This is a genomic window from Pedobacter sp. NO84, from assembly GCF_059703915.1.
The window spans coordinates 379,559-403,686 of sequence record NZ_AP046575.1 but is presented as its reverse complement, the minus strand read 5'-3'; the positions used below and the strand labels follow the sequence as shown (position 1 = coordinate 403,686).

The 24,128-nt window shown below is 37.4% G+C and carries 24 protein-coding genes; 15 read left to right on the top strand and 9 right to left on the bottom strand.

Annotated elements, in window-relative coordinates:
* Positions 1-63: 63 nt before the first annotated feature.
* The 9 genes from AC6H0V_RS01885 (at position 64) to AC6H0V_RS01845 (ending at position 8,677) form a co-directional block, all read left to right on the top strand.
* The gene (locus tag AC6H0V_RS01885) at positions 64-2,403 is read left to right on the top strand and encodes a DUF2339 domain-containing protein (protein WP_497562014.1); all 2,340 of its coding nucleotides are present in this window, start codon (positions 64-66) and stop codon (positions 2,401-2,403) included.
* Positions 2,384-3,616 carry a hypothetical protein gene (locus tag AC6H0V_RS01880; RefSeq protein WP_497562013.1) on the top strand — a complete coding sequence of 411 codons (1,233 nt, stop codon included), beginning with the start codon at positions 2,384-2,386 and terminating at the stop codon, positions 3,614-3,616. The genes AC6H0V_RS01885 and AC6H0V_RS01880 overlap by 20 nt, the downstream gene beginning before the upstream one ends.
* A 70-nt stretch (positions 3,617-3,686) precedes the next feature.
* Positions 3,687-4,028 carry a YciI family protein gene (locus AC6H0V_RS01875; RefSeq protein WP_497562012.1) on the top strand — a complete coding sequence of 114 codons (342 nt, stop codon included), beginning with the start codon at positions 3,687-3,689 and terminating at the stop codon, positions 4,026-4,028.
* 40 nt (positions 4,029-4,068) lie between these two features.
* Positions 4,069-5,304, top strand: coding sequence for an RNA polymerase sigma factor (locus AC6H0V_RS01870; RefSeq protein ID WP_497562011.1), 1,236 nt, complete (start codon positions 4,069-4,071; stop codon positions 5,302-5,304).
* 72 nt (positions 5,305-5,376) lie between these two features.
* On the top strand, positions 5,377-5,880 hold the full coding sequence (locus AC6H0V_RS01865; RefSeq protein ID WP_497562010.1) for a DinB family protein: 504 nt from the start codon (positions 5,377-5,379) through the stop codon (positions 5,878-5,880).
* Positions 5,881-6,110: 230 nt separating this feature from the next.
* The gene (locus AC6H0V_RS01860; RefSeq protein WP_497562009.1) at positions 6,111-6,695 is read left to right on the top strand and encodes a hypothetical protein; all 585 of its coding nucleotides are present in this window, start codon (positions 6,111-6,113) and stop codon (positions 6,693-6,695) included.
* 1 nt (position 6,696) lies between these two features.
* The gene (locus tag AC6H0V_RS01855; protein ID WP_497562008.1) at positions 6,697-7,095 is read left to right on the top strand and encodes a GNAT family N-acetyltransferase; all 399 of its coding nucleotides are present in this window, start codon (positions 6,697-6,699) and stop codon (positions 7,093-7,095) included.
* The gene (locus AC6H0V_RS01850) at positions 7,095-7,691 is read left to right on the top strand and encodes a hypothetical protein (RefSeq protein ID WP_497562007.1); all 597 of its coding nucleotides are present in this window, start codon (positions 7,095-7,097) and stop codon (positions 7,689-7,691) included. The genes AC6H0V_RS01855 and AC6H0V_RS01850 overlap by 1 nt, the downstream gene beginning before the upstream one ends.
* A 29-nt stretch (positions 7,692-7,720) precedes the next feature.
* Positions 7,721-8,677 (top strand): zinc dependent phospholipase C family protein, encoded by a 957-nt coding sequence (locus AC6H0V_RS01845; protein ID WP_497562006.1) that lies wholly within the window; start codon positions 7,721-7,723, stop codon positions 8,675-8,677.
* Between the two features lie 42 nt (positions 8,678-8,719).
* Here the strand turns inward: AC6H0V_RS01845 and AC6H0V_RS01840 are convergent, their stop codons facing one another.
* From AC6H0V_RS01840 to AC6H0V_RS01805, 8 genes are all read right to left on the bottom strand, one after another.
* Positions 8,720-9,373, bottom strand: a complete 654-nt coding sequence (locus AC6H0V_RS01840) for a VTT domain-containing protein (RefSeq protein WP_497562005.1) — start codon at positions 9,371-9,373, stop codon at positions 8,720-8,722.
* 158 nt (positions 9,374-9,531) lie between these two features.
* Positions 9,532-10,656: a DNA polymerase III subunit beta gene (gene dnaN / locus AC6H0V_RS01835; RefSeq protein ID WP_497562004.1), complete on the bottom strand. Its 1,125-nt coding sequence runs from the start codon at positions 10,654-10,656 to the stop codon at positions 9,532-9,534.
* A gap of 33 nt (positions 10,657-10,689) precedes the next feature.
* A complete protein-coding gene (gene gldG / locus AC6H0V_RS01830) occupies positions 10,690-12,420 on the bottom strand; it encodes a gliding motility-associated ABC transporter substrate-binding protein GldG (RefSeq protein WP_497562003.1) in 1,731 nt (576 codons plus the stop codon).
* Complete coding sequence (gldF, locus tag AC6H0V_RS01825) at positions 12,414-13,142, bottom strand: gliding motility-associated ABC transporter permease subunit GldF (RefSeq protein ID WP_497562002.1); 729 nt, start codon at positions 13,140-13,142, stop codon at positions 12,414-12,416. Before gldF ends, gldG begins: the two co-directional genes overlap by 7 nt.
* Before the next feature lie 172 nt (positions 13,143-13,314).
* The gene (locus AC6H0V_RS01820; RefSeq protein WP_497562001.1) at positions 13,315-13,842 is read right to left on the bottom strand and encodes a hypothetical protein; all 528 of its coding nucleotides are present in this window, start codon (positions 13,840-13,842) and stop codon (positions 13,315-13,317) included.
* Between the two features lie 210 nt (positions 13,843-14,052).
* Positions 14,053-14,583, bottom strand: a complete 531-nt coding sequence (locus AC6H0V_RS01815) for a hypothetical protein (protein WP_497562000.1) — start codon at positions 14,581-14,583, stop codon at positions 14,053-14,055.
* A gap of 197 nt (positions 14,584-14,780) precedes the next feature.
* Complete coding sequence (locus tag AC6H0V_RS01810; protein WP_497561999.1) at positions 14,781-15,320, bottom strand: hypothetical protein; 540 nt, start codon at positions 15,318-15,320, stop codon at positions 14,781-14,783.
* Positions 15,321-16,031 (bottom strand): ATP-binding cassette domain-containing protein, encoded by a 711-nt coding sequence (locus AC6H0V_RS01805; protein WP_497561998.1) that lies wholly within the window; start codon positions 16,029-16,031, stop codon positions 15,321-15,323. It lies immediately after the preceding gene.
* Between the two features lie 385 nt (positions 16,032-16,416).
* On the opposite strand from AC6H0V_RS01805, the gene AC6H0V_RS01800 reads away from it, so the two are divergent.
* From AC6H0V_RS01800 to AC6H0V_RS01785, 4 genes are all read left to right on the top strand, one after another.
* The gene (locus AC6H0V_RS01800) at positions 16,417-17,895 is read left to right on the top strand and encodes a glycine--tRNA ligase (RefSeq protein WP_497561997.1); all 1,479 of its coding nucleotides are present in this window, start codon (positions 16,417-16,419) and stop codon (positions 17,893-17,895) included.
* Positions 17,896-17,912: 17 nt separating this feature from the next.
* The gene (locus AC6H0V_RS01795; protein ID WP_497561996.1) at positions 17,913-18,830 is read left to right on the top strand and encodes a DUF6252 domain-containing protein; all 918 of its coding nucleotides are present in this window, start codon (positions 17,913-17,915) and stop codon (positions 18,828-18,830) included.
* A gap of 89 nt (positions 18,831-18,919) precedes the next feature.
* The gene (locus AC6H0V_RS01790) at positions 18,920-19,408 is read left to right on the top strand and encodes a DUF6252 domain-containing protein (protein ID WP_497561995.1); all 489 of its coding nucleotides are present in this window, start codon (positions 18,920-18,922) and stop codon (positions 19,406-19,408) included.
* Position 19,409: 1 nt separating this feature from the next.
* Complete coding sequence (locus tag AC6H0V_RS01785) at positions 19,410-19,892, top strand: hypothetical protein (protein WP_497561994.1); 483 nt, start codon at positions 19,410-19,412, stop codon at positions 19,890-19,892.
* 86 nt (positions 19,893-19,978) lie between these two features.
* Here AC6H0V_RS01785 and AC6H0V_RS01780 read toward each other — a convergent pair whose 3' ends face one another.
* The gene (locus AC6H0V_RS01780; protein WP_497561993.1) at positions 19,979-21,178 is read right to left on the bottom strand and encodes a C40 family peptidase; all 1,200 of its coding nucleotides are present in this window, start codon (positions 21,176-21,178) and stop codon (positions 19,979-19,981) included.
* A 475-nt stretch (positions 21,179-21,653) separates the two neighbouring features.
* Here AC6H0V_RS01780 and AC6H0V_RS01775 point away from each other — a divergent pair, with 475 nt between their 5' ends.
* Together AC6H0V_RS01775 and AC6H0V_RS01770 are read left to right on the top strand one after the other, a co-directional pair.
* The gene (locus AC6H0V_RS01775; RefSeq protein ID WP_497561992.1) at positions 21,654-23,588 is read left to right on the top strand and encodes an LTA synthase family protein; all 1,935 of its coding nucleotides are present in this window, start codon (positions 21,654-21,656) and stop codon (positions 23,586-23,588) included.
* A 22-nt stretch (positions 23,589-23,610) separates the two neighbouring features.
* Positions 23,611-24,099 (top strand): GtrA family protein, encoded by a 489-nt coding sequence (locus tag AC6H0V_RS01770; protein WP_497561991.1) that lies wholly within the window; start codon positions 23,611-23,613, stop codon positions 24,097-24,099.
* The last annotated feature ends 29 nt before the right edge of the window (positions 24,100-24,128 follow it).

Sequence of the window (24,128 nt, the reverse complement as noted above, 5' to 3'; positions counted from 1 at the left end):
TATATGCTTATATTTAAATATCAATAGATGCAATCTTTGCATGTAACCTGATAAACCTGAAGAATGGATAAAAACGAAAAAATAAACCTGCTTTTATTAAAGTTAGAAGAATTGCTGGCTAAACAGCAAGGTTTCGAAGCTGAAATTAATGCTTTAAAAGTTGAAGTTAAAAAATTACAATTTCCAGAAACCATTCTTCACCAACAGGAAAAACCAATTGAAGCCTTGCCTCCACTACGCGATACCACAACATATAGCTATCCGCCGCCGGCAAAACAACCAGCCTATAATTTTAGAGATAAATTTAAGCATTCAACTATCGGCAAATCTGATTTTGAGAAGTTTGTTGGAGAAAACCTCATCAGTAAGATAGGGATCCTGATTTTGGTAATTGGAGTGGCAATCGGAGCTAAATTGGCTATAGATACGGGTCGGATTGGTCCTCTTACGAGAATAATTCTTGGTTATTTAGTAGGCGTGGGTTTAATGGGATTCGCTATTAAGCTAAAAGCAAAATATGAAAGTTTCAGTGCAGTCTTATTAAGTGGTTCAATTGCAATACTGTATTTCATTACCTATGCAGCATACTCCTATTATAACCTCATACCCCAAATTTTAACCTTTGTATTGATGGTTATCTTTACTGGATTTACAGTCATTTCGGCCATTAAATATAATAAACAAGTAATTGCCCATATCGGTTTAGTAGGTGCCTATGCCGTACCATTTCTATTGAGTGATGGCTCTGGAAAGGTGGTAGTACTTTTTAGCTATATCGCGATTATAAATACTGGTATTTTAGTTTTAGCTTTTACGAAATATTGGAAACCTTTATTCTATACATCTTTTGCTTTAACGTGGATCATATTCCTGGGATGGAGAATTCCACTAGAGAGTGAACTGAGCTACCTTAAAGTTTCCCTGTTTTTCTCGGGAATCTATTTTGTTACCTTCTATGCTACCAATCTTGCTTATAAGGTTGTAAAAAAGGAGACGTTTGAACTTTCAGATGTAACCATCCTCTTGCTAAATTCCTTCATTTTCTATGGTGCCGGGTATTGGGTGTTACAGCAAAGTACAGAGGGAAGGGAGCTTTTAGGGATTTTTACTCTAGTTAATGCAATCATCCATTTTGTAGTTAGTTTAATCATCTATAAAAGGAAATTGGCCAATAAAAACCTCTTTTATTTTATTCTAGCGCTGGTTATCACCTTCATCACCATGGCCGTGCCGGTACAGTTAAATGGAAATTGGGTAACTATTTTTTGGGCTGTTGAAGCTGCAATTCTGTTCTCTTTAGGAAGAACGAAGCATATTCCTATTTACGAAAAACTTTCATTGCCATTGGTATTTCTGGCCTTTTTTAGCGTTACTCAAGATTGGGCGATTAATTATTTTAACGAACGAGGGTTTAATACCATTCAAAATGTTATTTTGATCAGACCTTTTTTAAACGTCAACTTTCTTACGGGATGTATTTTTAGTGTTGCCTTTTTAGCCATGTTTTTGGTAAGCAGAAAAAACAAAGGGCTAGCAGAACAAAAAGCTACCGCGATTAGTGCTACCTTATCTTATTTAATTCCAAGTATTCTTATTATCGTTGTTTATTTTACGTTTAGCATCGAAATTGCAAGGGTCTTTAATAATCTTTACGAACTTTCAAAAATTAAGTTTGATACGCAAGCTAAAGGCGTGTTAACCATATCAAACACTAACTATGAACTATTTGGAACCGTTTGGTTGTATATTTATACGCTTTTCTTTGCCACTTGCCTAACCTTATTAAATTTGAAAAGGATAAAGAGCATCACTCTTGCCATGGGCAATGTATTGATCAACTTAATCGTTATTTTATCTTTTTTAACTTATGGTTTATACATATTAAGCCAACTTAGAGAAGAATATATTTCACCTGTAAATACTCATTTTACGAGTGGGATAATGCTTATAGCAATAAGATATATCGCCTACCTATTTTTTGCTGCACTGCTTTGGGTATGTTACCGATTAAGCAAATCGGATATATTTCAATTTAAATTTAAAACAGCGTTTGATTATTTATTGTACCTAGCCGTATTGTGGATCTTAAGTAGCGAGCTCTTAAACATTCTTGAACTTAACGGACTTAAAACAGGCTATAAATTAGGTTTGAGCATTTTATGGGGCTCTTACGCGCTAATTCTGATTGTATTGGGTTTGTGGAAGAACAAAAAATACCTGCGCATCGGGGCGATTGTCTTATTTGGCATTACCTTAATCAAATTATTCTTTTACGATATTTCTTCTTTAGATATGATATCGAAAACCATTGTATTTGTTTCATTGGGCATATTGCTCCTTATCATTTCTTTCCTTTATAATAAATACAAACATTTAGTTAACGATGATGTTAAAGCGCATTAAGATATTAACTGTTCTGCTGTGTCTTGCCTTAGGTTTAAACGCACAGACTAACAAGTACCCCTATAAAAGGGTGTTAACAGGTGTTACCCAGAAATGGCATAGCCTGCCCATCCCGAACTCCGTTTTTAGTAAGGCGCAGCCGAGCTTAGCAGATTTTCGGATTTTTGGTTTTAAAGGGAAAGATACCATCGAAGTGCCCTATATCTTAGAAAAAAATGCCGACCAGATTATCGAGAAGGAAACACCTATCACCATTATTAATCAAAGTAATGAGATTAAAACAGGATCTTATTACACATTTCAGGCTGATAAAGAAACCATTATCAATCAGATCAGGCTTTCATTTAAAGATAAAAATTTCGACTGGCGGATTGCGTTAGAAGGCAGTAACGACCAAAACACCTGGTTTAGCATATTGAGTAATTACCGGATACTTTCTATTAATAATAGTTCAACAAATTATCAGTTTACCCAACTCAATTTTCCGGATTCGAAATATAAATTTTTCAGGATCTTGATCAATCAAATGCAGGTTTCGACATTAATTGCAGCTAAAATTTTAAAATCTGATACGTTAAGAGGAGTTGATACGCCAATTCTTTTCCAATCCTATAACTTAGAAAATGATGCTAAAAGCAAAGAAAGTATTATAAAAGTTAATTTGAAAGATATTACACCGATCTCATTTCTAAAACTAAATGTACAGGATGATGTGGATTTTTACCGGGCAATAAAAATAGAATATGCTGTAGATAGTTTTATCACGGATAAAGGCACCCAACATAATTACGCACTTCTTTATGAAGGCACCATAAGCTCATTAGAAAACCAACCCTTCAGGTTTAGCAGCAGGTTAACAAATCAATTAAAAATTACAATTAAGAATAACGATAATAAGCCACTGATCTTAAACTCTATAGAATTAAAAGGTCCAATTTATGAGCTAGTTGCTCGTTTTGGTAAACCCGATTATCACTATGCCCTCTATTATGGAAATCCAAAAGTAGAAGCACCGATATATGATCTAAAGAATTTTGAAAATAAAATCCCTATCAGTTTACTGCCATTAATTATTAATGATGAAGAGCATAATTCTGCCTTTATTCTTAAAATAGATAGACCTTTATTTGAGGCGAAGGCCTGGCTGTGGGTGCTGATGGGGATAATTATTGCCTTACTTGGCTATTTTAGCTATAAAATGTTAAAGAATTAATTAATGTTTTAAAAATGTCCAATTTCCAAATTTCAATCGTCATTGGTTTTTAAACATAAATTTAAACAACATGAAAGATTTTTTATTCGTATTCAGGGCTGATTTCAGTACTCAACCTAAAAGTTCTCCAGAAGAAATGCAAGCCTCCATGAAACTCTGGATGGATTGGATTGGTGGAATTGCAGCTCAGGGCAAACTAACTAATGCAGGCAATAGTTTGGCGGGGGCAGGTAAAGTTGTTAAGGCCGACAACACCATTACAGATGGCCCATACATGGAAATTAAGGAGGTATTGGGTGGATACACGATTGTACATGCCGATTCGCTCGAAGAAGCTGCCGAACTTGCTAAAGGGTGTCCGATATTTGCACTTGGGGGTACAGTAGAAGTTAGAGAAGTAAACAAAATGTAAATTACTGATGCCCTTGCTACAACGCAAGGGCATTTTTTTTATGGAACAGGCTACTTTAATTCCACAGTTATTTAGAACAGAATACAGAAAGATTGTTGCCGTTCTGTGCAAGGCATTTGGCATCGAGCACATTGAAATTGCCGAGGATATTGTGAGTGATATTTTCCTGTTGGCCTCTGAAGTATGGGGATTAAAAGGCCTTCCTGAAAATCCAACGGCATGGTTGTATGTTGCCGCCAAAAATAAGACCAAAGATTATCTAAAACGAAATTCTCTTTTCAACCAACGGATTTCTAAAGCAATCGCGGATCAAACCTCAGTTTATGAGGAAATGGAAATCGATTTATCTATCAAAAATATTAATGATAGCCAATTGGCCATGATATTTGTGGTTTGCCATCCCTGTAACTCGCCAGAAGCACAAATCGGATTGGCTTTAAACCTATTGTGTGGCTTCGGTGCCAATGAAATAGCCAATGCCTTTTTAACCCAAAAGGAAGTTATCTATAAAAGATTACAGCGAGCAAAGGAAAAACTTAAACTAGCAGAAGTAAAAATTATCCAGCCCACAGCTTCCGAAGTAGCCGATCGCCTACCAAATGTACTTACAACCTTATACTTATTATTTAATGAGGGTTATTACAGTGCAAATCAAAACATCACGTTAAGAAAAGAACTCTGCTTAGAGGCCATTAGACTTACCTACTTGTTGGTTGGGAGCGAACCAACCAATACAGCCCCCGCAAATGCATTACTTTCATTGATGTGTTTCCATTCTTCAAGGTTCGATGCCCGGATTAATGCAAATGGTGAAGTCGTTTTGTATTATGATCAGGATGTAACGCTTTGGAACCAAGAACTGATTGATAAAGGGGAATATTTTTTAAATCGTGCATCGCATGGAAATCAGCTTTCAAAATACCATTTAGAGGCTGGGATCGCTTATTGGCACACGATAAAAGCGGATACACAAGAAAAGTGGGAAAGTATTTTGCAATTATATAATCAATTATTGCTTATCGAATATTCTCCAATTACAGCGCTGAACAGAACATTTGCACTTTCTAAAGCAAATGGTAAGCCGTCGGCAATCCAAGAAGCTGAAAAAATAAAACTTGGAGATAACCATTTATACCACTCACTTTTAGGAGAACTCTATGAAGGTATAGATAATAAAAAAGCAATAACGCATCTAAAAATTGCGTTGAAACTTTCAAAATCAGAAGCTGAAAAAAAACTGATTTCAAAAAAGATTAAAACTCTTGTCGTCATTTAAGATGCGGACAATGATTCTATGTGCATATGTGGTAAAAAATAATGTATTTTTCAGTTTTAATTGTGTTGTGACATGTACAGAAAAAACGCCGTTGGCGCTATAATTGACATTTATGAGTGGGAAATTACTGCCTTACAACGTGTAATCGAAGTTATTCCAGATTCTAGATTAACCGTAATTATTTATCCTGAATCTACTAATGAATGCGAATCACTTCAGGCCATCTTATCGCACGTAGTGCATTCGGGCTATGGTTATGCCACAAGTATTCATAATTCTAAAGAAAATAATCTTATCCGTCCAGAAAAGAAATTTCATTTAACTATAAAGCAATACATAAGTGATTTATCGGAAATGTTTAAGTACACCGAAAAAATTTTTCAGGATATTAAAGATGAAGAACTGGAGCAATTAAATCCAGCGCTTAAAATAAAGACCAATTGGGGGCAATTGTATGATATAGAGCAATTAATGGAACACGCCATCACACATATCATGAGGCATAAACGGCAAATAGAACGTAGTATTAAGTTAACCGCAAAGGACGCGGGGAATGTAAACCTGGAGGCAGATTAGTAAACGCAAAGGACGCAAAGTATTTCGCTCCAAGGGAGACCCTTTGGAACAGAGAACGCAAAGCTGGATTCAAACGAGATGCAGGACACTAAACGCACAGTATGCAGAGTATATCGCTGAGAACGCAAAGCTGGATGCATAACTGCAAAGTAGCCGTGGTTAAAATAAATTATTTGAACACGATGAGGGAAAAGCAAGTAGCGGAAATAAAAACAACAAAATCTTCATTCATGAGAAAACTAAAGCTGTACTTAGTTGCCATATGTTGTTTAACCTCCTGCAATTTCACCGAGGGTGATAAAGTAATTGTATTGCAGCCGATGGGAAATTATCCAAAGCGTGAAGCCGAAAGGATACTTAATCAACTTCAGAGAATAAATTCCAAAACTACGTTAAGGAGTAATATCGATTTGCCAACATCAGCTTATTACCCGCTTAGAAATCGGTATCGTGCTGATTCCTTGATTAGTTTTCTACATCCCCTTGTGGGGATCGATACGGTAATTATCGGATTATCTGAGAAGGATATTAGCATTACGAAAGGAAAAATTGTTGATTTTGGTGTAATGGGATTAGGATATAGGCCTGGAAATTCATGTGTAATTTCTACTTTCAGGTTGTCGAAGGCCCAACTAGCAGATCAAACCTATAAACTGGCACTGCACGAACTCGGACATACCCAAGGTTTACCCCACTGCCTAAATAATACCTGCTTAATGAGAGATGCAGAAGGCAAAAACCATTTAAATCAGCTCATTGGCTTTTGTTCTTCGTGCAAAACATTCTTAAAAAACAAAGGGTTTAAATTAATATGATATGGAAATCACCTACAAAACCAACGTAACTCCAACACATCAACAAGTAATTGAACTCTATGAAAACGCTGCACTCCCTCGTCCGACGCAAGATGAAGAACGCATTAAATTAATGTACCAAAACTCTAATTTAATTGTTACCGCTTGGGATAATGAGCAATTAGTGGGTGTCTCACGGAGCATCACAGATTGGGTTTGGAGTTGCTATTTAGCGGATTTAGCGGTAAATAGCAATTATCAACAATTGGGCATTGGCAAGAAACTAGTAGCTATTACCAAAGAGAAAGTTGGGGAACAGACTATGATTTTACTCCTTTCAGTGCCAACAGCCATGACATATTATCCTAAAATTGGTTTTGACAAAGAAGATCGTAGCTTTGCCATACCTAGAACGAAGTAATGAAAAGAACCAGCTATTTTTATGGATTGATCCTATTTATTCTAATCTTCCCTTCCATTACATCTGCTCAAAAGAATGCACCAATAAAAGAATTATTCTTTAATCTGCCGATTGATTCTGCCGGCGAAATATTAATTAAGAGAATTAACGAAAATCCGATATTTAAAGATATCGTTAATCGTGACATTCGCTCTTCCGATCTACACGTAGGTTCCTATTATGAAGGTGAAATTAACCTAAAGGACTTCCCCGAAAACTTGCCGAAACCAGAAAAAGCAACAATAAAGTTAGAGGGACATATAGGTTTTAATGCTAAATCAAAACTGGATTTCACTTCTAGTGATTTAATCTTAGAATACCTCTTCGCTAATAGCCAATTAGCAGAAACTTACTTTTCTTATGCTTTTGATAAAATTAAATCGCTCTCCAAAGATACGAGTGATGCTCAATTTGGATTTCCAAGTGATGAAGATTATGCGTATGGAAAGTCAATATTATTACACAAAAGGAAAAAATTACCAGAGATCTATATACTTAAAAGAGATCTTGGAAACGGGCAATATGTTTCTATAATTTATCGAAGAGAAGGCTACTGATTGCGATCCATTTTTCCTAAATTGACGCTATGAAAAGATTAACGATCCTAACCGCGTTAATCATCCCTCTCCTATTTTGTACCGCTTGGGGCTTTTTCGCCCATCGTAGAATTAACCAACTGGCTATTTTTACCTTACCACCCGGTATGATCTCCTTTTACAAAAATGCCAACAAATATTTAATTGAGCACGCCGTAGATCCTGATAAGAGGCGCTACATTGATACACTTGAAGCTCCACGTCATTATCTTGACGTTGAAAACTACGAAGAAAATATAGATAGCATTCCCGAAAAATTTACTGATGCATTAGTTAAATACGGTCAAAAAAAATTAAACGAAAACGGCATCGTACCTTGGCAGATCCAGCGTATGTATTATGCATTGATCAAGGCCTTTAAAACGCACGATTCGCTTAAAATCCTAAAATATTCTGCCGAACTAGGTCATTACATTGGCGATGCCCATGTACCTTTGCACACCACCAATAACCATAACGGACAGTTAACCAATCAGGTGGGGATTCATGCCTTTTGGGAAAGTAGGATCCCAGAACTTTTTGCCAGCAAGTACGATTTTTTGGTAGGCAAAGCAATATACATAGACAATCCCTTAAAAGCGGCGTGGCAAATTGTTAAACACTCGCATAGTTTATTGGATACGGTTCTAAGTTTTGAAGCCGCTTTAAACCAAGTATTTCCATCCGACCAGAAGTATAGTTTTTCTAAACGCGGCAATGTAATGCTCAAACAATATTCTGAAGCATATTCAAAAGCTTACCAAGATAAAATAAATGGCATGGTTGAAAAACAAATGCGAGCTGCAATTTTAGCTGTTGGCTCGTTCTGGTTTTCGGCATGGGTAGATGCCGGACAGCCCGAACTGAAAAACTTAGTAAGAATAGATCCTGAGCCCTTCGAGAGAAAACAAAATGAGTTAACCGATAAGAGATATCAAGAGGGAAAAATTATTGGAAGAGAAAATTAATAAGACGACTAAGACTTACGTAGTTTCAAAAACTACGTAAGTCTACTCAGCTTTCTTCGGCGTAAATCTACTTGCAACCGCAGCATAGATGGCGGGTAAAAAAGTAACTACGGCAATAAGTACAATTACAATATCAAAGTTTTCTTTAAACCATGGAATTCTACCTAATAAGAAACCGGCAAACAACAAGCTAAAGATCCACGAAACTCCACCTATGATATTGAAGGTGGTATATCTCCCGAAAGGCATCTTTGCAATACCGGCCACAAAAGGTGCAATTGTTCTGAAAATGGGTAAAAAGCGACTAAAAATAATAGCTTTCCCCCCATGTTTTTCAAAAAACTCATGGGATTGATGGTAATATTTTAATTTTAGAATTCTATTTTTTTCTTTAAAAACACCTGCGCCTAACACGCTCCCAAGTTTATAGTTTAGGGTATTACCTAAAATTGCAGCGGCGGTAAGGATAAAAAACATTAACCAAATGTTAAGATCGGTTTTATCACCTGCGATTAGGGCTCCGGTAGCAAAAAGCAACGAATCGCCAGGCAAAAAAGGAGTAACTACAAAACCTGTTTCGGCAAAAATAATCAGAAATAAAATGAGGTAGGTTAACGTATGGTATTGATTAACAATTTCTGCCAGGTGTTTATCGATATGCAGAATAAAGTCAATGAGCTGTTGTAGTAAATCCAAGTTTTATAAAATTTTGCTCAAAAATAGGTATCTGAAACCGATTATCCACCACATTTTGAAATATGATTTTGAAATTAAAAAACAATGGCTCGGTAATAACCAAGCCATTGTTTAATTGTACCAAGCTTTTAGCTTTAGTCTTTTCGCTTTAAGTTTTTTTAATAGCTATTGTTTAACATAACCGGCATCACCAACATTAAAACATCTTCGTTTTCATCGTTGGTTTGTGGAATTAATAATCCGGCACGATTAGGGGTTGACAATTCCAAGGTTACTTCCTCGCCACTTAAATTGCTTAACATCTCAATTAAGAAACGGGCATTGAAACCTATTTCTAAATCTTCACCTTCATATTGACAGCTCAAACGTTCATGTGCTTCATTTGCAAAATCCAAATCCTCAGAAGAGATATTTAACTCGCTTCCGTTAATTTTCAATCGCACTTGATGTGTAGTTTTATTGGCAAAAATAACTACTCTACGTAGTGTATTTAAAAATAGTGCCCTATCAATTACCAATTTATTCGGGTTGTTGGCAGGAATTACGGCCTCATAATCAGGATAACGTTCGTCTATCAAGCGGCAAACCAAGTTGATGTTTTCGAATTTAAAAAAAGCACTTGTTGCATTATAATCAACCGATACATTTACGTCGGTACTGGGCAAAGCAGCTTTTAACAAGGTTAATGCTTTTTTAGGGAGGATAAATGATGAAGCTTTATCAGCTTTGCTATCCGTTCTACGGTAACGCACCAATTTATGGGCATCAGTGGCCACAAAAGTAATATGCTGAGGCGATAATTGACAATAAACACCAGTCATTGCAGGTCTAAGCTCGTCGTTACTAACAGCAAAAATAGTTTTAGTAATCGCTTCTGTTAAAACCGAAGCAGGTAAATTTACAGATGAGGCGTTTTCTACTACAGGTATTTTAGGGAAGTCATCACCGTTTTCGCCGCTTAACTTATATTTTCCATCACCAGCACTAATTTCAATAGAAAACGTATTATCGTCTATATGAAATGAAATTGGTTGATCTGGCAGTGTTTTCAACGTATCTAACAAAATCCTTGATGGAACAGCTACTTTTCCTTCTTCCTTAGATTCAACAGTTAAAGAGGTAGTCATGCTGGTCTGAAGATCTGTAGCCGAGATTGTTAAATTTCCGTCTTTAATTTCGAACAGGAAATTTTCTAATATTGGCAGCACAGTACTGCTACTAGATGCTCCATTAACAGTTTGTAAATGTTTTAATAACGTGGAAGTTGATACTATAAATCTCATAGTTTATTTTGTCGTTTCTCAAAAATATAAAAATTACTTCGCATACTTATGTTTACGGTAATAATGTTGAAAAATTGCGAAACATATTAACAATAAAAGAGGTACAAGTGCATTTATGAGCTGCCATTTTGTTTTTTCAGTTCTTAAGCGCGTCTTATCCAATAATCTTACTTTAATTTCTTTATTTCGCAGGGCGATTAGATTATCGTCGTCGGTAAAATAATCAGCAATGTTGAGCAAGAATGCCTTGTTTCCAAAATTTTGTTGGGTATAGCGATCATATCCCAACGGATAAGGAGAAGCATCTGATTGGTTTACTTGATTATTGAACATATCTCCATCGCCTATTACAATCATTTTAGTAGGTTTACTTAGCGCAGGAAGATCATATTTCTCGTTAATGCCTTCAGGCACTGGCCGATTTAAAAAAACCGACTTAAAGCTCCCCTCCAGCAATACTGCCGTTATTTGTGGTGCGCTAGTATATTCTTCGGGCCTGGGCTGCTCAGCTAAGCTCTGTAGCGAAAGCATTTTAGGGGTTTCGTAAATCTTATTGTATGGAGAAGTTTGGAGGAGAATTTTCTTACGCACATTGGGTATGGAAAGGGTGTCGACTGTACTGGCAAACTGACTTCTTATTCCATCTAGGTTTTTAACCACATTACTGTTGGTATCCGGTATAAAAACGGGATAATAAATCCATGGGGCAACATCTATCTGTGCCTGCTGACCAGGAGCGCCGGTAGCAAATGGGATCATGGCGCAGTTCAAATCGGTGATTAAGTTATAGTTAATCCTAGCACCATATTCAAAAAGCATATCATCTAGGTTCAGCTGCCTATTAACGGCCATGATTTGGCCTCTACCTTGCAAACTATCCAATTCGGCCTCTACCTGATCAATTGCCCACACCACTTTACCGCCGTTCATTACAAAATAGTTGATCTTATATTTTTCGGCTTCCGACATCGCTTTTTGCGGTTTGGCCACAATAAGTACGCTCAAAGCATCCAGTCCTTGCCTTGTAATCAGTTTGAGATCTACCCTCCCCACATAGAAATTTTGAGAAAGCGTTTTAATTGCATCGTATAAGTAAAGATTGGAAGGTTCGCCATTGCCTTCAGTAAAACCAATCCTTGGATTGTTCCCAATCAACAATCGTTTAATGGCTGAGGTAAAGGTATATTCTAAATTTTGAATAGAACTCGTAATATTTTCTTCATATCCACTTGCTGCACCGCCCGTTTTTTGCAAGAGGTTTACTGCAATCTGCTTTCCATCAGCTTCGATGAGCGCCATGGGGAAAATAATTTTTTGAGAATTCCCACCATCGCTTTTGATATTAACCTGGGTAGGATTAATCCCAATTTGAAGATAGCGATTAATCACCGTATCCTGTTCGTTTGCAGGCACATCTTTTAAAGGGTCTTCGAAAACTATTTTTAAATTGGCTTTAGAATAGGCCTTATAATCATTCAACAAATCTTTAGTCGCATTTTGCAGTCTTTTAAACGCAGCAGGCATTTCGCCCTCCAGAAAAACAGTGATGGTGATTGGTCCAGAAGTATTCCCTAAATTATCTTTGGTTTTTTGGGTTAAGGTATAGCGTTTTTCTTTAGTGAAATCAAATCGCGTATAAAAATATTGCGCTAACACATTAAACAAAATCAGAAAGGCTACGAAAGCCAAAAACCTCATTAGTTTAACACTCTTTGCACCCTGCCCATTGCCCTTTGTGCCCTGCTCTCTCCTCGTTCTCACCATTTCCTCCCTCCTATTGCCAATTTGGTTAAACCAAAAAATAAGACGATAAAAGTAATAAAGTAAACAAGATCCCTTGTATCTAAGACGCCTCTACTTATAGATTGGTAATGTTCGTTTATCCCCAAGTTAAGCAGTACGGTTTCTAAAGTTTGAAATTCGACTAGTTTACTCAACGAATCAAATCCGCTATACGCGAAAAAGCTAAGGAAAACAGCCACTGCAAAAGCAATAACCTGATTTTTAGTAATAGATGAAGCAAAAATCCCTATCGAGGTAAGAGCATTCCCTAGAAGAAACAGGCCTAAATAGGAACCTATAACCGCTCCTGAGTCGATATTTCCTTTCGGAAGACCGAGTTGATAAATGCTATAATAGTAAACTAAAGTAGGTACCAGTGCAAAAAGTAAAAGCGCTATACAAGCCAAATATTTACCCAAGATGATCTGAAGTATACTTAAAGGTCGTGTTGCCAGCAAGACATACGTTCCTTCTCTACGTTCTTCGGCAAAAGAGCGCATGGTGATGGCTGGAATTAAAAAAATAAATAAAAAAGGAACAAGGCTAAAAAATCCATTGAGTTCGGCATAGCCATAGTCTATAATAGAAGTATCCGGGAAAAACCAAAGCAGAAGTGCACAGGCCAACAAGAAAACACCTATAGTGATATAGGCCATCTGTGAATTTAAAAAACTAAATAATTCGCGTTTAAAAACTGCGTACATGCAATGTGATTAATGATGCCGAAGTTATGCAATAAAAAAGTCTCGACAAATATGTCAAGACTTTTCTTTGTTGTTAATTGTTCGTGGTCAATGTTTCATAGCCGAATTATTTAAACGTCCAAACAATGTTCCATGAACCATCAACTATGAACCATCAACTATGATCATTACCTTATAATCCAAACGCGTAAGCAGCACGCAAGCCAACAAATCTATAAGACGTACCTTTGGTCCACGTTTCGTATCGTAACCCAATATCCAAACTTGATTTTTCGCCTACAGAGAAAGAGCTACCTAAAGATGGAGCATATGCAAAAGCAGTATTACCGCCTGATGAGGTATTTATTCGGGCGCCTACTTCTCCGGCAGCATAAAAGTTTTTACCGAAATAATATTTTGCTCCAGCTTTTAAAACCACTGTTCCGAAAGTTGTTTTGGCCCCTATTGATTTAAAATAATCTTTGGCACTACCTGTCAAAATCGATGAAAAATAACCCGCCGAGACGGTGAGATTCAAAGATTTAGCGATGGGTTGTTCAAACTGCAATGAGCCTCCAACCATGTAATTCTTTGCATCTTTTTGAGCTGGTAAGCCAAATTCGGCTCCAATGCTTATTTTTCGAACTGCGCCTTCGGTTTGTGCGGAAGCCGCATACGTTAAGCCCAAAATAAGGGCGAATACTACTACTAGTTTTTTCATGTGCTGATAAATTATTTAATTATTTATAGCACAAGGTATACATCTTGCAAACTGCGAAAAGCATAATTAACGTTTTTTAACCTCATAATTAACATAATTTAACCACAAAAAAGCCCTAGCAAAATTGCTAGGGCATCTCATACCGGATAGGCCATGATTAAGTAGGTTTAGATATCCTAGTTATTAACCATGGTTCTAGAATCGAGCAATCTACAATCCAAAGGCAAAAGCTGCACGCAAGCCTACAAAGCTTGAGTTACTACCGCCTTTTGCCCAAGTCTCAAAGCGCACGCCGAAATCTAAACTAGACTTTTCTGATACCGAAAATGAAGCACCTAATGCTGGGGCAAAAGCAAAAGCTGTGCCGCCGCCTGTTTCTGTGCTAATCGTTGCACCAACTTCACCAGCGCCATAGAAATTTTTACCAAAATAATATTTGGCACCAGCTTTTAAAGGTACGAAGCCGAAACTGGTTTGAACCCCTAAAGATTCAAGCACATCTTTGGTATCACCGGTAACTCTATCAGAAAGGTAACCCGCATTTAAGGTTAGATTTAATGATTTAGCTACAGGGAGCTCGAATTGCAAGCTACCTCCAACTAATAGTTCATCTGAACCATTTGCTGTTGGGAAACCAAATTCTGCACCAACACTTAATTTTTTAACTGCGCCTTCAGTCTGAGCCGAAGCCGCAAACGCTAAACCTGCAATAAGGGCGAATGATAATACTAATTTTTTCATGTTTTTTTGTGGGATTTTTTTTGTGAGTAACTATTAATTTATTTCTGCTCCTGACACAATAACTCTGCCAAGTAGACCAAAAATTACAAAAAAGGAACAGAGATAAAAAATTACAAAGCCTAACGAGTTGACTTTCAGTAGATTAATTTCTAACAGAACACTTACCCAATGAAATGCAATAGAGGCCTTAAATTTCCTTAAAGGTTAAAGAAAGCATAGGCCACTCGTATACCGATAAAGCCGAACGTCGAATTACTAGAACCTAAAGTAGAAACGTTTTTGCTTGTCCACGATTCGTATCTAAGCCCAATATCGATACAGTTTTCAGAATTATTAGTTTTGATTAAAGTACCTAAACCAGGCGACCAAGCTACTCCTGAGCGACCTAAACCTTTAATTATTACATTACTTCCAGCCTGGCCTTCTATATAAAAATTTCTGGAAGTATAATATTTTAATCCTGCTTTTAAAGGTGCCGCAGTAATTTTTGCCCCTTTTAAGCCACCATTTCCATTTCCCGAAAACATAAGATAACTCCCATTAAAGGTAAGGGAGAACTTGTTCGACAAGCCAATTTCAAGCTTAGCCCCGGCACCATAACCAATAGTAGAAATGTTGGACGAGTTACCAGAGGGGATATCCAATTCTGCACCAATACCGAGATTGCTTTTCTGGGCACTAGCCTTAAAAATAAAGGATGCTAAACATATGGTGAGGATTAAGCTGTACTTTTTCATTTAATTTATAGTTAATTTTCTAAATATATCTTCCAAGGAATCCCCAGGGTAATGCGTTTTAAGTGTTTCAATTGGCGAATTTGCCACAATTTTGCCTTTGTTGATGATAATAACTTCGTCGCAGAGGGCTTCAACCTCTTGCATAATGTGGGTAGACAAAATAACCGTTTTAGCCCCTCCCAGACTTTTGATCAATGTCCTGATGTCAGTAAGTTGATTTGGGTCTAATCCTGAGGTAGGCTCATCCAAAATGAGTACTTGTGGATCATGGATAATCGCCTGCGCCAGTCCAACGCGTTGCTTATACCCTTTAGAAAGCATCCCAATTTTTTTATGCTGTTCCATTGTTAAACCAACTTGCTTTATTACTTCTTCTACACGATCATTAATGCGGTCGAGCCCATAAGTATGCGCAACAAAGGCCAAAAACTCCTTGATGTACATGTCTGTATAAAGTGGCGTATTTTCTGGGAGATAGCCAATCATTCTCTTCACTGCCATCTCATCGGTTAAGATACTCCTTCCACAAATAATAGCTTCGCCCGAAGTAGGTGTTAAATACCCGGTGATCATTCGCATAGAGGTAGATTTCCCAGCCCCATTTGGCCCCAAAAATCCTAAAATCTTACCTGGCCGGGCTTCAAAGCTTATTTGATCTACCGCTTTTTGCTTACCGAAATGTTTAGATAAGTTCTTTACGCTAATACTCACTGTAGGTGGATTGATTTAAGATTCAAAATTAACAAAAAATGTAAGAGGTAAGAGGTAAAATGGAAGATGTAATGAAAATTGTTGTATTGTTCTATTGTTAAATTGTTTGCGTGACGCTCAAACCCATTCCCAACATCAACTAAATGGGAAGAACGTTTTACTTTCATTCTTTTAACAATAACAAGGGCTTTCTGAATCATGCCCTTCAACAATACAACAATTTAACAATAAAGCAATCCCTTCTTAACCCTGCCCTTCAACAATACAACAATTTAACAATATAACAATCCATTTCTTAATATTCTCTTCAATCTAGCAATCAGTTCATCGCCATTTTACATCTTCCGTCTCTCCATCTTACATTTTTATTTATCTTTGCCCTACTATGGCTAAAACGAACGACGAACAATTTAAGAATGTAATCTCACACGCTAAAGAATATGGATTTGTATTTCAGAGTAGCGAAATTTACGATGGGCTTAGCGCTGTTTACGACTACGGACAATTGGGTGCCGAATTAAAAAATAACCTTAAAACATACTGGTGGAAGGCCATGGTACAGATGCATGAAAATATTGTAGGGATAGATTCCGCAATTTTTATGCATCCCAAAGTTTGGAAAGCAAGCGGTCATGTTGATGGTTTTAACGACCCGATGATCGACAATAAAGATTCGAAAAAAAGATATCGTGCCGATCAGTTATTGGAAGATAAAATAGCTCGTTACGAAAAAGATGGTAAAACCGATAAAGCGGCCCAATTACAGGCTGATATGGATGCTGCCTTAACGGCCGAAGATTTGCCTCAACTGAAAGTTTTAATAGAACAACATGAAATTGCCTGTCCGGTTAGTGGCACTAAAAACTGGACCGATGTACGTCAATTTAACCTCATGTTCAGTACACAGTTTGGGGCGATGGCCGAAGGAAGCGATGAAGTGTATCTTCGTCCGGAAACTGCCCAAGGGATATTCGTAAACTTTTTAAATGTACAGAAATCCGGTAGGATGAAAATCCCTTTCGGAATCGCCCAAATAGGAAAAGCCTTTAGAAACGAGGTAATTGCACGCCAGTTTATCATGCGCATGCGTGAGTTTGAGCAAATGGAAATGCAATTCTTTGTTCGCCCTGGCGAGGATAAAAAATGGTTTGCCTATTGGAAAGAGGCCCGTTTAAAATGGCATCAAGCATTAGGTACAGCCCCAGAAAAATACCGTTTCCACGATCATGTTAAATTGGCCCACTATGCAAATGCGGCTACAGATATCGAATTCCAATTTCCATTCGGATTTAAGGAAGTAGAAGGCATCCATAGTCGCACAGATTTCGATCTAACCCAACATCAGGAATATTCTGGCAAGAAAATGCAATATTTTGATAATGATCTGAATGAAGAAGGTAAACCATACGGCAATTATGTGCCATATGTGATCGAAACCTCAATCGGATTAGATCGTATGTTCCTTTTAACAATGATCAGCGCATTCGAAGAGCAGGATTTAAGTACTCCAGAGCGTGAGGATAGCAGAACCTTATTGCGCTTGCATCCTGCATTAGCACCAATTAAAGTAGCGATTTTTCCCTTGACTAAAAAAGACGGGCTACCAGAAAAAGCTCGCGAAATTATGGACCGGCTAAAATTTGATTTCAATTGCATATATGAAGAAAAAGATGCCATCGGTAAACGTTATCGCCGTATGGATGCAGTTGGTACTCCTTTTTGCGTAACAGTTGATCACCAAACCTTGGAAGATGATACAGTAACCATTCGCCATCGCGATAGCATGGAACAAGAGCGTGTGGCAATTACCGATCTAGAAAAAATTATTGGTGATAAAGTTAGTTGGAAAAATTTATTAGCTTAGTGTATACCCTTAATAAAATGAAAAAATTACGCGCTCTCCTCTCATTGGTTGCTATTTTGAGTTTAGCATTAAATTCTTGTCAAAAACCCATTGTATTTGTGGCGGGTTCTGGTCCGGGATCTGGCTCATCGGGCTCACAACAATTTAGTTTTAAGGGCAAAATTGATGGCGTATTGTTAGAATGCCCTATTTCTAACGCTACGTTTTATCCAGCTGCTGCAGGGGGCGGACTGCAAATTATGGGAAACAAAGGCGTGGAAGGCTTCGGTTTTACCATTATGGAATATAAGGGGGCTGGATCTTATGATTTAACAGACATCACCAAGGCATCTGGAGTATATTTAAAAGATTCGACGGATCCTATCAACGCTGCTTATACCTCTACTTCTGGAACCTTGGTAATTTCTATTGTTACCGATAAGGTGATAAAAGGAACTTTTAATTTTAAAGGTACTTCAATGGCTGGGCAAAGTAAAACAATTACCGACGGCTCGTTTGTGATTAACCTTGCGCCAGTAGTTGCACCTCCTCCTGCGGCTGGAGACAAAAGCATGAGTGCAAAAATAGATGGGACTTTAATGAGTTTTACAGCTGAAGGCCATAATATTAAAGGACCATTGATCGGCAATACAATGAGTGTGATTGGTACTAACGGCGTGAAAAGTATGGCAATCGCGATTGATGGCTATAATGGTGTAGGAACCTATGAATATCAAGGTGCTACTTCGGCTTCCTATAACATTGATTCGAGCTTTAGCGGAATTTATGAAGCTGAGTTTAAATCAGGAAAAATAATTATTACTAGTGCTACAGCAACCAATATCAAAGGCACTTTTAGTTTCTTGGGTAGAAATCCTGACCCTAGTATAAACGACACTAAAAATATTACCGAAGGCAAGTTCGATGTAAAAGTTACTACCATGACTATGCCTTAATAATTTAGGCAAAAACAATTGGAGCCTACAGCGCGATGGTGAAGTAAATATTTTAGCAAGAATTTCTGTACTATTTGTTAATTTAGTACATGAAAAAATCTAGGCTTTTCATTTATTTAGTTCTAATGTTAACTGCTTGCCTCAACGCATGTCAAAAAGATATAGACTTTATTGAAGGATCTGGCCCTGGCAGTTCATTACCACCCGTTACAATCAGCATGAGCGCAAAGGTTAATGGTACATTGGTAAGCTGTGATATCATAAATGCCACACTAGAAAATAGCACCAATTACCTCTCACTAAGCGGCGAAAAAGGGGTTGAATCCTTTCAGTTTCAATTTCAAGATTTTAATGGCGTAGGTGTTTACAATGCTGCAGATTTATTCTCATCAGCTCTCTATACCAACGGCATTGATCCAGTAACCCAAGTCTTTTTTGCCGATTCGGGAAATATAAATATTACGCTGTTTAACGACACTTCAATAAGAGGAACATTTGATTTTATTGCCATCAACTCTGTTGGGGATGTAAAAAATATTACAGAGGGAAAATTTTTGGCCAAGATTATTAAGAACTAAAATGAGCAAAAAACAGACAACTGATCTCCTTAACTTCTTGGCGCCATTCGATTTGGAAATTCAGGAAATCGCCTTATGGCTAAGAGATTTTGTATGGGATTTGTATCCAGATAGCAACGAACTTATCTACGATAATTACAATGCCGTTGCCTTTGGATGGTCGCCCTCAGATAGAATGAGAGAAATTTTTTGTTCCATTGCCGTTGGAAGCAATAAATATGTACATTTTGGCTTTTATTGGGGAAGCAAAATCGATGATCCAAAGAAAATTTTGCTGGGAAATGGAAACCAATACCGGTACATTAAAGTAAAAACCGAGCTCGATTTTCCTAAAGAAGATATTAAAAAATTGATTGAAAACGCTTACCAATACTCACTTTCCATCAGTAAAGATGATGCCCAAACCTTAAAAGGCGAAACCATAGTGAAATCAATCTCTCCTAATAAAAGGCGACCAGGGATGGTTATTAAAAAGAAGAAATAACAAGTTAACGGTAGGAGACTAACGTTTTAGTGAACTCTACACTGGCCCTTGGAACAAATTTTTTGTGGCAAATGGTTGTTTTAGGCTCAATTTTTCCCATACCAGTTATGCTCTTGCACACGTGTAATTTCTGGCTTCCCTATTTCCGTTAAAATTCTTCTTGCCCCAACCAATGTGCCGGTTTGTACACCATCATAATTAGGATCGGTAGCAATTATGCTACTTATTCTTACCATTCCCGCACTCTGAATAAATTGGCCATTACCCATGTATATTGCAGTGTGGGAAACTCTTCCCCCATTAACGCCACGTCTTTTTACGGCTGAGAAAAACAGCAGATCACCGGGCTGAAGATTCTTTAGGGATTTAGCAATGCTGATGGTATCACCTTCCAATACATCTACTGCGTCTCCAACCAGCGCTTGTTGTGAGGCGTCTCGTGGAATTATAATACCATTTAAAAAGTAGGCCGTTTTGGTAAATCCGCTACAATCAACTCCTTTGATAGAAGTACCTCCCCACAAATATGGAACACCCATTAAAGTTTGTGCGGTAGCTAATATTGATCTTGCGTCGGGATTTGGCCTTCTCACCCAGTGCTGATAAAGATCTAATTGCGTTTTTGGTACGAAAGCAACTCTACCATCGGGATAACCGACTTTATAAAACTCGCCCTCTTTACCTAAGAGCAACAAGATATTACCGCTCACCAAATCAGATAGTCTGTCAGAATTTACATCAGCTGCGCTAAATCCGTGTCCGTAATCTGCTGTAAATATTACTTTTTCTGCTCTTTGCCATGCTTCAAACTGTTGTTTATCCATTAATTTAATGGCACCCCCATCGGTCCATGAGAGATAACCATCAGGAGTTTTTACCAGATAAAATCCGCCTTGTTTTTTTAAGATCTGTATAGGAGTACCCAATAGCATTTGTGTCATCAGTTCTGCTGCATGCTGTGGATTTGCCCTATTATTGCCTACAGAAAGATTAGCTACTCCATATTCCAAACCATTTAAAGATTTGGAAGGCAATTGAATAGCTACAAATTTTGATAAGAGCATGGTAGATTTAAGCCCTTCAAAAGCACTGATAGCTTCTGGAGATGTGGTTTCGAGTATCAGTGAATCTTTCTTAACCTGAAAGTTAAAGTATACGGAACGTTTATCCGGCGCATATTTCTTTTGAAGTGCAAATACTTCAGCATTGAATGTTACCGTATCCGTTTGGGCGCAAACTGTTAATGTAAAAACACTAAAGATTAAGGCATTAACTAATTTCTTCATTTGAAAGGCTAAGATATAAAATGATTACACTGATTTTAAATGATTGTACCGTTTTTTCACTTTGTGGATGATTGCACCGATTAAAAGATTACACTGATCCTCACATTGTGGATGATTGTACCGTATTCTCACTTCGTGGATGATTACACCGATTAAAAGATTACACTGATTCCCACATTGTGGATGATTGCAACGTTTTTTCACTTCGTGGATGATTACACCGATTAAAAGATTACACTGATTTCTCACTTCGTGGATGATTGCACCGTTTAAAGAGGATTACACTGATTACCTTAGCTCAGGCTGTCCCTAAGAGAGGAGCTAGTTTAAGGTACGCGTTGCGGATGATTAACCAATTTCTGGATTAACTTATTGCTATTTTTGGACTTCTGGACTTCTGAACTTTCGTACCTCCCGACTTCCCGACTTTCGGACTCTATTTTCTTTTCCTTAAATTGCCCCGATATTTAGTGCAATGGTTAAAAAGCAGTTAAAAGAACAATCAATCTACGGGGTATTAGCCTATCATTTCGTGCTGCTGCTGGGCCTATATTCATTGTGTAGGTTAGGGTTTTATCTTACAAACCGATCTTTATTCGCTCATCTCAGTTTCAGCGATCTAGTTTCTATATTTATTGGGGGGATAAAATTTGATCTGGTTGCGCTCCTCTATATCAATTCGCTTTACATTTTGTTACAGGCCATTCCCTTTCCGTTTAAGTACCGACATGGATATCAACGCTTTTGCAAGTGGTTATTTATCGTTTCTAACAGCATAGGTTTCTTGGCAAACTTTGCAGATTTCGCCTATTATAGATACACGTTAAAACGGACCACGGCCAGTGTTTTTACCCAATTTAGCAATGAGCAAAACAAATTTAAATTAGCTCTGGATTTTTTAGGCGATTATTGGTATTTAGTGCTCCTTTTAGCTTTGTTTATTTATGTTTTCATTAAACTCTATCCATTTGTTAAGCTAAAAAAACAGCCGAATTTTTCTTGGAAAATCTATGTTTTCCAGACACTAATGCTAGTACCTATTGCTGGGCTGGCTGTTATTGGTATGCGGGGAGGCTGGCGGCATAGTACCCGCCCCATTACAATGAGCAATGCGGGCGACTATGTAAAATCTCCAAGTGATATCGGTTTGGTGCTCAATACTCCTTTTAGTATCATGAAAACCTTAAAGGCTGTGAGTTTAAAACCCGTACATTTCTATTCGCAGCAAGCGCTTGATAGTTTATATACTCCCATCCACCTACCCTCAAATAAAGCGCCTTTTAAAAAGTTGAATGTTGTTTTCTTAATCATCGAAAGCTTGGGCAAAGAACATATTGGTGCCCTTAATAAAGATTTACTTAACGGAACATACAAAGGCTACACTCCATTTATCGATAGTTTAGTGGCCAACGGTTTTACCTCATCGCATACCTATGCCAACGGCCGAAAATCGATTGATGCCCTACCGTCTATTATTTCTGGAATTCCTTCTATCCGGGAACCCTTTGTGCTATCTGCGTATTCGGGCAACAAAACCAGCAGTATAGCCAAAATATTAGGTGATGAAGGCTATCAAACCGCCTTTTTTCATGGGGCTCCAAATGGGTCTATGGGATTTTCTGCTTATACCAATCTGGCAGGCATTAAAAAATATTATGGTAAAACAGAGTATAATAACGATGAAGACTTTGACGGAATTTGGGGCATTTGGGATGAGCCCTTTTTACAGTATATGGCCCATACAATAAATACGTTTAAACAACCTTTTTTCTCTGCATTTTTCTCTGTTTCGTCTCACCATCCATTTAAGGTCCCTCAAAAATATATCGGAAAATTCCCAAAAGGGCCATTGCCAGTTCAGGAGCCAATGGGCTATACAGACATGTCTCTCCGCAAGTTCTTTGCAACTGCTGCTAAAATGCCTTGGTACAATCATACCTTATTTGTTTTAGTTGCCGATCATGCTACCGTTTCCTACCTTCCCGAATACCAAACTACACCCGGATTCTTCTCCATACCTATTTTGTTCTATTATCCTGGAGGTAAATTAAAGGGTACAACAGATAAATTGATACAGCAAATAGACATTATGCCAACTGTTTTGAACTATTTAAATTATAATAAATCATATTTTGCGTTCGGCTTTGATGCTTTTGACCCAAAAACAAATAATTTTGTAGTGAATAATAACGATGGTACTTATAATTTGTATCAGGGCGATTACCTTTTAATTAATGATGGGCTAAAATCACTCGTTTTGTTTAACTTAAAAACCGATCGCTTAACTAAAAACAATATCGTTAACAAAGCGCCAGAGGTACAAGCCGGCATGGAAAAATACCTAAAAGCATTTATTCAACAATACAATAACACAATGATTAACGATAAGTTAACCGTCGGCTCCCGATAACAGCAAGCACTAACCACATACAATGCGAAAAGTAATTTTAGCCCTGATAGATTTTTTCTACCCGCCTTTTGAAAAGTACATCTCCCTCCATAACTTCAGGTACTTGGCTACTGGAGGGAGCACGTTGGTTTTTGGATACGCTGTATTTTATTTATCATTTAAATTTCTTTTCACCACCGAAGAAGTTACTTTTTGGTTTGTAACACTAAAACGTGGAACCGCAGCCTTAGCCGTTGATTTTGCTTTTACAATTCCATACAGCTTTATTCTAAACAGGTATGTTGTTTTTACACATAGTGAAGTAAGGGGAAGGATCCAATTGTTTCGTTTTTTAAACCTACAGTTGATCAATGTGTTATTGAACATTTTTCTTTTTAAATTCTTTGTAGAAATACTTCAAATTTATGAAACGGTAACACGGTTGATAATTATGATATTAATTGCCGTTTTTAGTTATCTATACCAACATTACTTTACGTTTAGCGTAAAGAAGTTTGGCACAAAGAAATAAATCGGTTAGCTAACCTCGTAGGTTCTGTA